This is a genomic window from Brachybacterium sp. GCM10030252 (genome assembly GCF_042666535.1).
Lineage (GTDB): Bacteria > Actinomycetota > Actinomycetes > Actinomycetales > Dermabacteraceae > Brachybacterium.
This window is the reverse complement of sequence record NZ_JBHTDM010000006.1, coordinates 138148-153046: the sequence shown is the minus strand read 5'-3', so window position 1 is coordinate 153046 and position 14899 is coordinate 138148. Positions and strand designations below refer to the sequence as shown.

At 70.9% G+C, this 14899-nt stretch carries 9 protein-coding genes; 6 read left to right on the top strand and 3 right to left on the bottom strand.

Annotation, left to right across the window (positions count from 1 at the left end; genetic code table 11):
• The first annotated feature begins 57 nt into the window (after positions 1-57).
• The 4 genes from ACFQRJ_RS05530 (at position 58) to ACFQRJ_RS05515 (ending at position 6927) form a co-directional block, all read left to right on the top strand.
• Positions 58-1590 (top strand): CCA tRNA nucleotidyltransferase, encoded by a 1533-nt coding sequence (locus ACFQRJ_RS05530; protein ID WP_377017908.1) that lies wholly within the window; start codon positions 58-60, stop codon positions 1588-1590.
• A gap of 227 nt (positions 1591-1817) precedes the next feature.
• Positions 1818-4469, top strand: a complete 2652-nt coding sequence (locus ACFQRJ_RS05525) for a transglycosylase domain-containing protein (RefSeq protein WP_377017905.1) — start codon at positions 1818-1820, stop codon at positions 4467-4469.
• Positions 4470-4620: 151 nt separating this feature from the next.
• Entirely contained in the window at positions 4621-5364 is a 744-nt protein-coding gene (locus ACFQRJ_RS05520) for an MBL fold metallo-hydrolase (protein WP_377017903.1), read from the top strand.
• Positions 5365-5556: 192 nt separating this feature from the next.
• Entirely contained in the window at positions 5557-6927 is a 1371-nt protein-coding gene (locus ACFQRJ_RS05515; protein WP_377017901.1) for an ABC transporter substrate-binding protein, read from the top strand.
• A gap of 110 nt (positions 6928-7037) precedes the next feature.
• On the opposite strand, the gene ACFQRJ_RS05510 is transcribed toward ACFQRJ_RS05515, so the two are convergent.
• Both ACFQRJ_RS05510 and ACFQRJ_RS05505 read right to left on the bottom strand, forming a co-directional pair.
• Positions 7038-8030 carry a carbohydrate ABC transporter permease gene (locus tag ACFQRJ_RS05510; protein ID WP_377017899.1) on the bottom strand — a complete coding sequence of 331 codons (993 nt, stop codon included), beginning with the start codon at positions 8028-8030 and terminating at the stop codon, positions 7038-7040.
• 3 nt (positions 8031-8033) lie between these two features.
• Positions 8034-8996 carry a carbohydrate ABC transporter permease gene (locus tag ACFQRJ_RS05505; protein ID WP_377017897.1) on the bottom strand — a complete coding sequence of 321 codons (963 nt, stop codon included), beginning with the start codon at positions 8994-8996 and terminating at the stop codon, positions 8034-8036.
• 642 nt (positions 8997-9638) lie between these two features.
• Between ACFQRJ_RS05505 and ACFQRJ_RS05500 the strand changes: the two genes are divergently transcribed.
• Positions 9639-11291, top strand: a complete 1653-nt coding sequence (locus tag ACFQRJ_RS05500) for an FAD-dependent oxidoreductase (protein WP_377017895.1) — start codon at positions 9639-9641, stop codon at positions 11289-11291.
• Positions 11292-11370: 79 nt separating this feature from the next.
• Here the strand turns inward: ACFQRJ_RS05500 and ACFQRJ_RS05495 are convergent, their stop codons facing one another.
• Positions 11371-12441, bottom strand: a complete 1071-nt coding sequence (locus tag ACFQRJ_RS05495; protein WP_377017893.1) for a hypothetical protein — start codon at positions 12439-12441, stop codon at positions 11371-11373.
• A 233-nt stretch (positions 12442-12674) separates the two neighbouring features.
• Between ACFQRJ_RS05495 and ACFQRJ_RS05490 the strand changes: the two genes are divergently transcribed.
• Positions 12675-14894, top strand: a complete 2220-nt coding sequence (locus ACFQRJ_RS05490; protein WP_377017891.1) for a catalase — start codon at positions 12675-12677, stop codon at positions 14892-14894.
• The last annotated feature ends 5 nt before the right edge of the window (positions 14895-14899 follow it).

The following is a 14899-nucleotide window of genomic DNA, read 5'->3' as shown; positions in this document are numbered from 1 at the left end:
TAGAGGGGCTGTGGGTGCACGAGACCTCTACATCGCGGCGACCCGCTTCCCGACCCCATGACAGGACGAGCAGTGACCAACCCCGTCGACCCCGTCGAGCCGACCGACCCCGCCGATGGCGATGCCGCTGAGACCGCTGAGCGGCTCGACGTCGCGCGCACCCGGTCCGCCTCGATGTTCCGCGCGCTGCCCGAGGAGATCCACGACCTCGGCCGCCGGTTCGAGGCGGCCGGCTTCGAGCTCGCCCTCGTCGGCGGGCCGGTGCGGGACGCGGTGCTGGGCCGCTCCAGTGCCGATCTGGACTTCACGACCTCCGCGCGGCCCGAGGAGACCGAGGCGATCCTGCGCGGCTGGACCCATGACGGTGCGGTGTGGGACATGGGCCGGGAGTTCGGCACCCTGGGCGGTGCCCGCGGGGGCGTGAAGGTGGAGATCACCACCTACCGCACCGAGTCCTACGACCCGGCCAGCCGCAAGCCGCAGGTCGCCTTCGGGGACACCCTGGCCGGGGACCTCTCCCGCCGCGACTTCACGGTCAACGCGATGGCGGTGCGCATCCCCTCGCTGGAGCTGGTCGATCCCTTCGACGGGCTCGGCGACCTCGCCCGCACGGTGCTGCGCACCCCCGTCGGCCCCGAGCAGTCCTTCACCGACGACCCGCTGCGCATGCTGCGCGCGGTCCGCTTCGTCTCCCAGCTCGGATTCCGCATCGAGGACTCCACGGCCGACGCGATCGAGGCGCTCGCGGAGCGTCTGTCCATCGTCTCGGCCGAACGCGTGCGCGAGGAGCTGGTCAAGCTGATGCTCGGTGCGCATCCCCGCGGTGGCCTCGAGCTGATGGTGGAGCTGGGCCTGGCCGACCATGTCCTCCCCGAGCTGCCCGGGCTGCGGCTGGAGATCGATGAGCACCACCATCACAAGGACGTCTACGAGCACTCGCTGACGGTGCTGGACCAGGCGATCGATCTCGAGAGCCCCCGAGGCTCCGGCGGGCCCTGCGAGGCACCCGACCTGGTGCTGCGCATGGCCGCGCTGATGCACGACGTGGGCAAGCCCGCCACCCGCCGGTTCGAACCTGGCGGTGCGGTCACCTTCCGGTTCCACGAGACGGTGGGAGCGAAGATGACCGCGAAGCGGATGCGCGCGCTGACGTTCGACAAGGACACCACCAAGAAGGTGGCCCGGCTGGTGGAGCTGCACCTGCGCTTCCACGGGTACGCCGACGCGCCCTGGACCGACTCGGCGGTCCGGCGCTACGTCACCGACGCCGGTGATCTGCTCCAGCACCTCCACCGCCTCACCCGGGCCGATGTCACCACCCGCAACCGGCGCAAGGCGCGCCAGCTGGCGCTGGCCTACGACGAGCTCGAGGCGAGGATCGATCACCTCGCCGAGCAGGAGGAGATCGGGAGGATCCGGCCCGACCTGGACGGCAACCGGATCATGGAGATCCTCGGGATGAGCCCCGGCCCGGCGGTCGGCGAGGCCTACAAGCATCTGCTGGATCTGCGCATGGAGCACGGCCCCCTCGGCGAGGAGCGTGCCATCGAGGAGCTGAAGGCATGGTGGGCCGCCCGCGGCCAGGAGTGACACCCTCGGGACCGGCGTCCCGGGCGGCCTCCTCGTGAGGGACGTGTGCAGGCGCGCAGGCTGGGTGTGAGCGGCGCCGCACGAGACGTGGATAGTCTGTGTGCTTCGACGCCGGGCCGTTCCGTCGGGCGCAGCGGCGTGCGCATACTGGGGAGCTGCGTGCCCCGGTGGCACGTGCACGCGTCCGTGCCCCCGAAGGACGTGTCCCCGAAGGACCAGGAGCAGCCATGAGCGAATCCCGACGCTCGTCCCGTGGCTCGTCGGACCGATCGAACCGATCGAAGAAGCCGACGAGCGGTGGTGCCCGTCGTGCCGCTGGAGTCCGTCGCGCGACCCCGGCGAAGCCGGCGCCGAAGACTCCCGCGCCCAAGGGCACCAGCCGCACCGGCCGCAGCTCGTCCGCCACGGGTGGCCGCGCCGCCGGGGCAGGGGCCGCAGCGGCAGGCGCGAGCGCCGGCGCCGCAGGCGGCAGCGCCCGGGGCGCAGGCAGCGGCTCCCGGGCCGGCGGTGCCTCGGGTGCCGGCGAGGGCGGTCGCACCTCGGTCGCCGCCCGGCACGCCCGTCCGTCCAAGAGCGCGGGCACCGCACCCCGGACCGCTCGTCGCGGCGCGGCCACGAGTGCCGCCGCGGCCGGAGCCGGAGCGCGCGGCACGGGCGGTGGCGGCCGGGGCGGAAGAGGCCCCCGCAAGCCGGTCCCGGCCAACTTCCTGAACTACCCGCGGGCCGGTGCGCGGAACCCGTGGCGCTGGATCCCCTCGCTGCGCATGATCGTGGGCGCGATGGCGCTGATGGTGCTCGCAGGCCTCGGCTTCGCCGTATGGCTGTACAACGACACCGAGGTGCCGGAGCCCTCCGACTTCGCGCTGTCCCAGACCACCCGCGTCTACTTCGCCGACGGCGAGACCGAGATGGGCGAGTTCAGCGAGGTCAACCGCACCGAGCTCGATGCCGAGGAGATCCCGCAGAACGTCAAGGACGCCGTCGTGGCCAGCGAGGACTCCAGCTTCTACGAGAACCGCGGCGTCTCCCCGCGCGGCATCGTGCGCGCCATGGTCAACAATCTCTCCGGCGGCGCCCGGCAGGGCGGTTCGACCATCACCCAGCAGTACGTGGAGCGGTACTACACCGGCACCACCACCTCCTACGCCGGCAAGGTGAAGGAGATGGTGATGGCGCTGAAGATCGACCAGGAGCTGAGCAAGGACGAGATCCTCTCCAGATACCTCAACACGATCTACTTCGGGCGAGGCGCCTACGGCATCCAGGAGGCCTCGCAGGCGTACTACGGCAAGGACGCCTCGGAGCTCACCGAGGAGGAGGCCGCACTGCTGGTCGCGGTGATCCCGGGCCCCTCCACCTACGATCCCGCCAAGAATCCCGAGGACGCCCAGAGGCTGTGGAACCGGGTCATCTCCCGGCAGGTCAACACCGGCCAGATGACGGCCTCCGAGGCCGACGCGATGCAGTTCCCCGAGACCATCGAGCCCAAGAGCGAGAACACCCTGGGCGGCACCAACGGGTATCTGCTGGCCCAGGTCCGCAACGAGCTGATCGAGCAGGGCTTCACCGAGGAGGAGATCAACACCGGCGGGTACAAGATCGTCTCCACCATCGATCCCTCGATCCAGGACAACACCGTCCAGGCGATCGAGAACCTGCCGGAGGACCGCCCCGAGCAGAACCGCGTCGGCACGGTGACGATGGATCCCTCCTCGGGAGCGATCCGCGGCATGTACGGCGGGCCGGACTTCGTCTCCCAGTCCGTCAACGACGCCACCCAGTCCCGCATGCAGGCCGGATCGATCTTCAAGACCTTCACCCTGATCTCGGCGCTCGAGGACGGCTACCCGCTGGACTCCCGCTGGGACGGCAACTCCCCGAAGGAGTTCCCCGGCTGGACGGTCAAGAACTTCGGCGACAACTCCTACGGGCGGGTCTCGCTGGCCGAGGCCACGACGCACTCGATCAACACCGCCTACGCGGAGGCGAACATCGAGGTGGGTCCCGAGCGCACCCGGGACACCGCGGTCGCCCTCGGGCTGCCGGAGGAGACGCCGGGCCTGGGTGCCGAGGCCTCCAACGTGCTCGGCTCGGCGTCGCCGACGGTCACGGAGATGGCCGAGGTCTACGGGACGATCGCCTCCGGCGGCGTCCTCCGGGAGTCCTACATCGTCCAGTCCGTGACCCGGCCCGACGGGTCCTCGCGCTATGAGCATCAGAGCGAGGAGAAGCGGGTGATCGACGAGGAGGTCGCCACGAACGCGACCGTCGCCCTGCAGGGCCCGCCGACGGAAGGCTCCGCCCGTGACCTGCAAGGGATCATGGATGGTCGCCCTGTGGCCGGGAAGACGGGCACCTCGGAGAGCTTCCGCTCGGCGTGGTTCGTCGGCTTCACCCCGCAGCTGGTCACCTCGGTGGGCATGTTCCAGCCCTCCGAGGACGGGACCTCCGAGGAGCAGCTGACGGCGTTCGGCGGCGAGCGGAACATCACCGGCGGCACGTTCCCCACCGCGATCTGGGGCGACATCATGTCGAGCTCGCTGGAGGGGCAGGAGAAGCTCGACTTCCCCGAGGAGGTCCAGCTGGACAACGAGGAGCGCTCCCGCAGCACGCCGGAGCCGCAGCCGAGTGAGCAGCCGCCGGCGGAGCCCGAGGAGCCCGCCGACGAGCCGTCGGAGGAACCCTCCGAGGAGCCGTCGGAGGAGCCCGCCGAGCCGAGTGAGGAGCCGTCCGAGGAGCCGACCCCGGAGCAGGGCGAGGACCCGGCCGGTGAGGGCGACCAGGCTGATCAGGGCCAGGGGAACGACGCCGGCCGCAATGAGCAGAACGAGCAGGAGCAGCAGCAGGGCGCCGGCCCCAGCGACGGCGGCGGGGGCTGAGCGGGCCGACACGTCCGGTGGCCGACGGTCGCCGCCGGATCCCACGGTCGCCGTGGCACCGGCTCTCCCTACCACTCGGCCCGTGACCTCCCCGCCGAGCCGCTCGTACACTCGGCAACGCTCACCCGGTCCCCTCGGCAAGGGAGTCGTGATGTTTGTTCCTGATGTGGCGACCGGCGTCCACCTGATTCGTCGCGCTCACGTCAACTGCTATCTCATCGAGGGCGGGAACGGCCTGACTCTCGTCGACGCCGGGCTCCCCGGTGTCTGGCGCGAGCTGGGATCCGCCATCCGCACCCTCGGGCACCGTCCCGAGGATCTCCGGGCGCTGGTCCTCACCCACGCTCACTTCGACCACGTCGGCACCGCTCGCCGGCTCGTGCAGCGCCTCGGCCTGCCGATCTACGCCCACGCCCGGGATGCGGAGCTGGCCGCGCATCCCTACCGCTACGCGCACGAGAACCCCAGCGCCGTGTATCCGCTCCGACACCCCCGCGCCGTGCCCATGCTGGTCTCGATGATGCTGGCGGGTGCCGCCCTGGTGCGCGGGGTCAGCGACACCCTGCCCCTGGCTCCGGACACCACCCTCCACGCGCCGGGTCGCCCTCGGGTGATCGCGACCCCGGGGCACACGGACGGGCACGTCGCCCTCCACCTTCCCGACCGCGACGTGGTCCTCACCGGCGATGCGCTGGTCACGCTGGACCCGTACACCGCGCGCACGGGCCCGCGCATCGTCGCCGGGGCCGCTACGGCCGACAGCGCCCAGGCACTCGAGTCGCTGGCCGCCCTGGAGGCCACGGGCGCGCGCACGGTCCTGCCCGGCCACGGGGACGTCTGGGACCGCGGGGTCCGCTCCGCCGTCGAGCACGCCCGGCGGGTCGGGCCCGCGTAACGCGAGGACGGAACCGGTCCGACACGGGGCCGACGCGGCGATGCGACCGGCCGGCCCGAGCAGGCCGGTGGGCCCCTCCGGACCGTTCGGACGGGTTCATTGCCGCTGGATGAGCGCGGCTCTATTCTCCGACCAGGGGCGATGCCCCGTCGTCACGAGAGGCGCGCACCGCGCGCCCGGGAGGAGAGCACCATGCTGACCAGACGAGGAGTACTCCAGGCGGGCGCGGCCACCGGCGTTCTCGGGCTCGCCGCGTGCAGCGGCGGCGGCGAGACGTCCGGCGGGGGCGGCGGCGAGCAGGACCACGAGTTCTCGACCGAGGCGACCGGTGCCCTGTCCACGATGGGCTTCAACCCCTCGGACGAGGTCGGCCAGTCCCGCGCCGACTACGCGGCCGAGCAGCTCCCCGATCTCCAGATCGACATGGACACCACGAACTTCGACCCCCAGAAGTTCACCGCGCAGGCAGCATCCGGGCAGGTGCCCGACCTCATCCAGCTCGACCGGGCGGTGGTGGCGACCTTCGCCGCCCAGGGACTCATCCTGCCTCTCGACCAGGGCTTCGAGGCGCACAGCGTGGATCCCGTGCAGCAGTACTACGAGCCCGCCGTCCACGACGTCACCTACCAGGACGCCAGGTACGCGATCCCGCAGTTCTTCCAGCCCAGCGCGATCCTGGTCAACGCGCGCGCGGCCGAGGCCGCCGGCGTCTCTCCCGAGGACTTCGACACCTCGGACCCCGACGCGTTCCTCAAGACCGTGGAGAAGGCCACCGCCCTCGAGGGCTCCGCCCCCGTGACCCTCGGGTTCGACGGCGACATCCCCGGCTCCACCGAGATGTGGCTGCAGGTGTTCGGCGGCGGCAGCATCGGCGAGGACGGCGCCCCGACCCTCGACAGCGCCGAGAACATCGAGGCCCTCACCTGGATCAAGGAGATCCTCGACCTCCAGGGAGGATACGAGGAGGTCACCTCGCTGAAGAACTCCATGGACGTGTTCGGCGAGCAGAACCAGTACGTGAGCGACCAGGTGGTCTCCCAGTCCTGGGCCCAGTGGTACCTCAACGTCCTCACCGATTTCGCCGACGCGGTCGAGCTGCACGCCGTGCCGATCCTCGGCACCGACGGCACCACCATCGCCTTCGCCGGCGGTTCCGCCTTCGCGGTGCCCACCGGCGCCGCCAACCCGGATGCGGCCCTGGCCTGGGCCCTCGCGGTCACCTCGACGGACGCCTGGCTCAAGGCCGGTGAGGCCCGCGAGGCCGCGGTCGAGGAGGCCGGCGGGATCAACACCGGCGTGTTCACGGGGTCCCCGGAGGCCGATCAGCAGATCCGCGAGCAGTTCGTGGCCGAGTCCGGTGACGCCGACTTCGACCAGGCCATCGGCGTCTACTACGACGTGCTGGCCGAGCCCCGCTCGACCGGTCCCTCCCCGGCCGGCCAGCAGATCCAGCAGGCCCTGAATGACGCCGTCTCCGCCGCGATGACCGGGGAGAAGGACGTCGAGCAGGCGCTCGCCGACGCCCAGTCGACCGCCCAGCAGGAGTACGAGAACAACTCCTGAGCCGGTGAGCGGCCGCCGCTCGGCGGCGCCGCTCGGCGCTGTCGTTCGGCGGTGTCGTTCGAGGCCGGGCCCGCCCAGGCCGGGCCGGGTCAGCGCCGCTCAGCCCGGGGTCAGCCCTTGACGCCGACCCCGGCCAGGCCGCCCACGAAGTACCGCTGGCCGACGGCGAACAGGATCAGCATCGGCAGGGTCACCACCACGGAGGCGACCATGACGTACTGGTAGTCGCCGTGGCCCCCGGCGGTGGGCGAGAACAGGGTCATGGCGTAGTTGATGCCCAGCGGGACGGTGTAGTCCTCCGGGGAGCCGAAGTTGAGATAGATCAGCGCCCCCTGGAAGTTGTTCCACGAGGCCTGGAACTCGAACAGCCACACGATCACCGCCGAGGGCAGGGCGAGCGGGAAGGCGATGCGCCGGAAGAGCCCGAAGAAGGTGCAGCCATCGACCCTGGCCGCCTCGAACAGCTCGCGGGAGATCCCTCGGTAGAACTGGCGCATCAGGAAGATGTAGAACGCCGATCCGAACAGCGCGCCGCCCCACAGCGGTACCGAGGTGCCCAGGAACCCGAGGTGCTTCCAGATCAGGTAGTTGGGCACCAGGGTCACGGCACCGGGAAGCATCATCGTTGCCAGGACCAGGCCGAACAGCACGTTGCGACCGGGGAACCGGAAGTAGGCGAAGCCGAAGGCGACCATCGAGCTGGAGACCGTCATCAGCGTCGCCCCGGCCACGGCGATGAACACGGAGTTCAAGAACCAGCTGGCCAGAGGCAGCTGCGACCACACCTCGGTGTAGTTCTCCGGGGACCAGGTGTGCGGGATCAGCCGGTTGTCGAAGACCTCCCCGCGAGGCTTCAGGCTGGCCGAGAGCAGCCACAGCAGCGGGTAGAGGAACAGGGCCCCGATGGCGAGGGTCAGCGCCCAGCGCAGGAAGACGACCACGCGGCGCAGCACACGGCGCGGACCGTCGGCATGACCGGTGACGGCCCCCTCCAGTGCGACCTCGGGACGGGGCGCGCGGGGACGTGCGCGGCCCCGAACGGGCGCCGGCGCCGCGTCGGTCCCGGGGATCGGAGCGGCGGTGACGGACTTCGCGGTGGTCATCGGTTACTCCCCCTGGTAGTGGACGAGGCGCTTGGAGACCCGGATCTGGATCAGGGTGATGATCATGATGATCACGAAGAGCACCCAGGCCATGGCGGCGGCGAGCCCGAAGTTGAACTGCTGGAACGCCTGCTGATAGAGGTGGATGCCGTAGAAGAGGGAGGCCGACGGCGCCGAGCTGCTGGTGTCGCGATAGAACAGCAGATACGCCTGGTCGAACACCTGCAGCGAGGTGATGGTGTTCGTGACGACGAGGAAGAACGTGGTCGGTGAGATCAGCGGGATCGTGATCTTCCAGAACCGGCGGACAGGCCCTGCGCCATCCAGCGCCGCCGCCTCGTAGAGATCCGTCGGGACCCCCTGCAGCGCCGCCATGTAGATGATCATCGACCCGGCCACCGCCCAGGCGGACATCAGCACGATCGAGGGGATGATCCAGTCGGGATCGATCAGCCACTGAGGCCCGGGGATGTTGAAGATCGCCAGGAACTGGTTGACGGCTCCGCGGTTGCCGTTCAGCAGCAGCAGGAACACCGCCGCCGTCGCGACGGCAGGAGTCATCTTCGGCAGGTAGTACAGGACCCGGAAGAAGCCCTGCCCGCGCGGGATCGACATCAGCAGCAGCGCCAGCATGAGCGCGAACGCCGTCTCCAGCGGCACCGACATCAGCGCGAAGGTGAAGGTGTTGCCCAGTGACTGCAGCACCTTGGGGTCGTCGATGAGCTGGGCGTAGTTGGCGCCTCCCACCCACGGAGCCTCGTTGGTGGCCAGGTCGTAGTCGGTCATCGAGAGGAACGCGCTGTAGCTCATCGAGATCACGGTGAAGATGAGGAATCCGATGATCCACGGGGAGATGAACGCGTAGCCGGCCAGGGCCTCCCGGGTGAAGCGGCGGCGTCTGCGTCGCGGCGGGCCGGAGGCGGCAGGAGCCGGGACCGGCACTGCGGTGCGGTCGGCTGTCGTCATGTCACGTCCTCTCGAAGAAGTCGTTCCCACGGACCCGGCGGCGGCGCCGGCGAGATGATCTCCGGCAGCGCTGTGACCTCCCGCTTCGCCCGCGCCGAGGCACTGAGGTCGAGGCACGGAGTCGGAGAGGCTCGGCCCGGCAGCGCTTCTCGGCTGACAGTAGAAGTGCTTCTCCAGTGCGACAAGTCGGCGAGCGGTCTGCCGCCCCGGAGAGACGGCTCGCGCAGGCCCGGTATCCGCGGTGGTAGGGGGCCTTCGATGACCGACGAGACGTCGGGATCCGCCGGTCGCTGCCCGACGCCCACTCCGGCCGGTCCGTCCGAGAAGAGCACCGTTCTCCCTGATCAGCCGACGACTTCTCCATACTCTCCCGGCGCCCGGGAGCAACGAACCGCGCGGGCCGGCCGCCTCGTGGGCTGCCCCTGCGGGGGTGCCGTACGGGGCAGGACAGTGATGCCCGCGGCGGGGCGCGACCAGTCGGTCCATCCCCGCTGTGTCGGGCCGCGCCACGCACTCACTCCCTACAGTGGGCCCAGCGGGTCGGTTCCGCCGTCGGGCGCTCCGATCAGCCTCCGATCCGCCCCGATCAGCCCGGACCCGCCCCGATCCCGGCCCATCAGCGACCGATGGAGAACAGACGCCATGACCTCACTCTGGCTGGACACCCACGACCCCTCGCGCGTCCCCGTCTCGGCCATGCCGGCCGGGATCTCGTACGACGTGGCCGTCGCGGGCGCTGGGCTGACCGGGCTCGCCACGGCGGTGGCCCTCGCCCGCACCGGGCGGCGGGTGATCGTGCTGGAGGCCCGCACGGTCGGGGCGGTCGCCACCGGCAACACCACCGGAAAGGTCTCGCTGCTGCAGAGCACCCGACTGTCCCGGATCCGCCGACGGACCTCGCTGGAGGCCGCCGCGGCGTACCTGGCGGCGAATCGGGACGGGCAGAACTGGCTCCTGGAGCTGTGCGCGCAGCACGACGTGCCCTTCCAGCGCCGCACCGCCTACAGCTACGCGAGCACCGATGCCGGCACGGCGCAGCTGCGCGAGGAGCTGGAGACCGCGCAGGAGCTGGGCCTGGATCTGCAATGGCAGGAGACCAGCGAGCTGGCGCTGCCGATGGCCGGCGCGGTCGCCCTCGCGGACCAGGCGCAGTTCGACGCGATGGATGTGCTCACCGCTCTCGCGCGGGAGCTGCGCGGTCTCGGCGGGGTCATCGTCGAGGGGGTGCGGCTGACCGGCGCCTCCCGCCGGGGACCGCTGAGGCTGAGCACCACCGGCGGGGAGGTCCGCGCCGACCGTCTCGTGCTGGCCACCGGCAGTCCGGTCCTGGACCGCGGCGGCCACTCGCTGCGGATGGTCCCCCAGCGCTCGTACGCCCTGGCCTACCGGGTCCCCGAGCACAGGCAGGTGCCGTCGGGCATGTACATCTCCGTGGACGGCCCCACCCGCAGCATCCGCTCGGCGCCCCACGGCGGCGAGGAACTGCTGCTGGTGGGCGGCAACGGGCACGTCACCGGCCGCACCGACTCCCACGCGGCCCGGATCGCCGAGCTGGACGAGTGGGCGCTCCGCCTGGTCCCCGGGGCGCAGCGCACCCACACCTGGGCGGCGCAGGACTACGAATCCGCGAGCGGTCTGCCGCTGATCGGTGCCCTGCCCGGCAGCGACGGCACCATCCTGGCCGCCACCGGGTACGCCAAGTGGGGAATGACCAATGCCGCCGCGGCGGCTCTGGCCATGACCGGGGTCATCGAGGGGCGCACCCCCGTGTGGTTCGAGGTCCTGCGGTCCGCGGGCGGCGGGTTCGGCGCCCTGGCCGCCGAGGCGTCGATGGGCGCGCAGGTGGGCAAGGAGCTCGTGCAGGGCTGGGTCGGCGCGGAGCTGACTCAGCTCCCGACGGGCCCGTCGGGCCCGTTGCAGCCGGCAGCACCGGCCCGAGCCGTCGAGCCCACGGACGTGCCTGGGGCGGACGACCCCGGGGCCGGCGTGACCGAGGCCGACGTGCCCGGGGCGGACATGCCCGAGGCCGACGTGCACGGGGCGGCCGCGACGCCGCCCGAGGGGCGGGGTGTCGTCGGCCGGTGGCGCGGCAGGCCGGTGGGGGTCTCCACCGTGGAGGGACGGACCTGCGCCGTCTCCGGCGTCTGCACCCATATGGGCGGCGTGCTGCGCTGGAACGACGCGGAGCAGTCCTGGGACTGCCCCCTGCACGGCTCGCGTTTCGCCCCCGACGGCGGGCTGCTGGAAGGGCCGGCGGTGAAGGATCTGGACCGGGTTCCGGGCTCCGACACCTGAATCCCGGGCTCCGCTGAGCTGTCGGCAGTCCTCGGTCTCGTCCCGGACCACGAATCCTGAGCAGTTCCGTCGGGACCGGTCAGTGCTCCTCGTCCTCGCGGGAGAGGCGACGCAGCTGCTCGCGGCGACTGTGCGTGAGCTGTCGCATGTCGGCCTCGTCGTCGAATCCGGAGCCCAGGCCGCCGGCGACGACGCCCATCGCGGCGCTGAGCCAGGCGATGTCGACGTAGCGTGCGAACTTCGCCGGTTCCTGAAGGATCGTCGCCATGAAGTCCGGGCTGATGATCACCAGGCTCGCGCACAGGATCAGCACGACCAGCGACAGGTACAGGCCGAGTACGCAGAGGAAGATCGTCAGCACGGTGGAGAGGTTGTAGTACAGCAAGACCATGGTGCGGTCCTTGGTCGAGGGCCTCTCCCACAGGCTGTTGCGGAAGATCAGCCATCCCGTCATCAGGATGATCGCGAGCAGACCGATCAGGAGCAGTCGCACGGTCGACAGGGCCGCGGACATCGTCCAGATGGAGTTGTAGAAGATGCCGAAGGCGCCGGCGCCCGAGGCGGCGGCCAGCGCGCTGGAGAGCTTCGGGAAGGCGCGCCAGGGCGCGTTCGTCGCCACCATGCCCGTGACCGTGCGGACGGCTCCGGTGACAGCTCGCGAGCGCAGCCGAGGAGGACCTTCCGAGGGCTCGGACCACTGGTTCCAGGTGACCGCGTAGCGGTCACGGTCCTCCTCCGTCGCGTCGTCGATCAGCCGCATCACGCAGGCCATCAGCACTTTCACCAGTCGCTGCCGGGAGGCGAACAGCCCGATCGTGGGGTAGGACAGGGTGGCCGCGGACTTCTCCGGATGAAGCTCGGCGATCAGCGGGCGGCCCTCCGAGCGGCGCGGCATCTCGGTGAGCATCAGGGCCACGTCGATCGGTTCGAAGTCCTCGCGCACGGCATCGACGGAGCCGAAGTCGATCGTGTTGTGGTCGCTGATGCCCAGGAACTGGGTCTGCACCGTCACCGTTGCGTTCCCGTAGACCTCGGTCAGCTCCTCCTCGAACAGCTCGCGGGCGGCCTCCGCCCGGCGGGCGCACAGGCCGGGGTCGGCAAGGATCAGGACGTTGATCCCCTCGTCCTGTCCATCCCGTGGGTCGTTCATGCGGCGCTCCCTGGTCGCTGGGGTGGTGGGGTCCCGGCAGGCACGCCCCAGGTTAAGGCTCCACGGTACGGGAGGCCCTGCGCGGCATCACCGGACGAACCGGTCGGTCCATTCGCGGGGCGGGTGGTCACGGGAGCCCCGGGTTCCCGGCCGCCGGTCCCGGCCGTACGGTGAGCGGCGTCACCACGTCCCGGTCCGTCGTGCGGAAATCCGCCGTGTGGAGGGAGCATGTCATGGCACCCACGAAGAACAGCCCGACCCCGCCGCCCGGCCGCCCCAGCAGCCGCCCGCCGTCGTTCGAGGAGCCCACGGAACCGGTCGAGCCGCTTCCCCCGAAGCCTGACCAGCGAGGCGTCGAGCCCCGCACCGCCACCGGGGCCGAGCCGGGCCCGGACCCCGCCACGAGGGCGCAGCAGGGCGAGTTCCTGACCACGTCGCAGGGCGCGAGGCTGCGCGACACCGACCACTCGCTCAAGGCGGGCCGGCGCGGACCCGTGCTGCTGCAGGACCATCATCTGCGCGAGAAGATCACCCACTTCGACCACGAGCGCATCCCCGAGCGCGTGGTCCACGCCCGAGGCGCGGCCGCCCACGGCGTGTTCGAGGGCTACGGCACCGCCGAGTCCGTCACCCGTGCCGGATTCCTCGCCAAGGGGAAGACCACCGAGGTCTTCACACGGTTCTCCACCGTCGTCGGATCCCGCGGCTCGATGGACACCGCCCGCGACACCCGCGGCTTCGCCACCAAGTTCTACACCGACGAGGGCACGTTCGACCTGGTGGCCAACAACATCCCGGTGTTCTTCATCCAGGACGGCATCAAGTTCCCCGACGTCGTCCACGCGGTCAAACCGCACCCGGATCGGGAGATCCCGCAGGCCCAGAGCGCTCACGACACCTTCTGGGACTTCGTCTCCCTGCACACCGAGGCGCAGCACCACACGATCTGGTTCATGGGTGACCGCGGCATCCCGCGCTCGTACCGGATGATGGAGGGGTTCGGCATCCACACCTTCCGCCTCACCAACGCCGAAGGCGCGACGTCGCTGGTGAAGTTCCACTGGAAGCCGAAGCTGGGGGTGCATTCGCTGACCTGGGAGGAGGCCCAGCTGCTCGGCGGCGCCGATCCGGACTTCCACCGTCGGGACCTGGCCGACGCCATCGAATCCGGAGCGCACCCGCAGTGGGAGCTGGGCATACAGGTGTTCCCGGACACCGAGGTGCAGACCTTCGAGGGCATCGACCTGCTCGATCCGACGAAGATCGTGCCCGAGGAGCTCGCCCCCGTCCAGCCCATCGGACGCCTCACCCTGAACCGCAACCCCAGCAACTACTTCGCCGAGACCGAGCAGGTCGCCTTCCATCCCGGCCACCTGGTGCCCGGCATCGACGTCACCGACGATCCGCTGCTGCAGGTGCGCCTGTTCTCGTACGTCGACACGCAGCTGACGCGCCTGGGAGGGCCGAACTTCACGCAGCTCCCGATCAACCGCGCCCACGCCCCGGTCAACGACATGCTGCGGGACGGCTACGGGCAGCAGGGCGATCACGCCGGAGTGGCCCCGTACCAGCCGAACTCCCTGGACGGCGGCTGTCCGTTCATGGCCGGTCACGCCGAGGGGGCGCTGGAGGACGTACCCGTGCGGATCCCGGAAGGGGTCAAGGAGCGCGAGCTGTCGGCATCCTTCGAGGACCACTTCAGCCAGGCCCGCCTGTTCTGGCGCAGCATGAGCCCCGTCGAGCAGGACCACATCGTCGACGCCTACTCCTTCGAGCTCGGCAAGTGCTACGAACCGACGATCCGCGAGCGGCAGCTGCAGTGCCTGGCGAACATCGACAGCGAACTGTGCGCACGGGTCGCGGCGGCGCTCGGCCTGCCGGCCCCGGAGCCGACCGAGCCCGCTCCCGCCTCCCCGGCCGACGGCGAGGTCACCGCCAGCTCACCGCTGTCGCAGCTGGGCGGGCAGTGGCCCACCGAGGGCCGCATGATCGGCATCGTCGTGGACCCCGCCGACGCCGACGACAGCCTGCTCGACCTGCACGAGACGATCGTCGGTGCCTCCATGACGCCCGTGGTGATCGCGCCGCGCGGCGGCGAGGTCGCCGGTGTGCCCGTCGGCAGGACCTTCGCCACCGCGCGCTCGGTGGAGTTCGACGCCCTGCTGCTGGCCGGCAATCCGCTCAGCGCCCCGGATTCGCAGCCGTCCATGGACCCGAAGGCCGGGGCTCCGGCGACCGAGGTGGAGCCTCGCGTGGGCCTGCTGATCGACGAGTGCTGGCGGCACGCCAAGGCCATCGGCGCCTGGGGCCGCGGCCGTGAGGCGCTCGAGGCCCGCTGCACGCCGGGCGCGCCGGGTCTGGTCACCGGTGAGGACGCCACCACCGTATTCGGCGAGGTCCAGCGGCTACTGGAGAACCACCGCGTGTGGGAGCGGTTCCCCGCCGGCGTCTGAGTCCC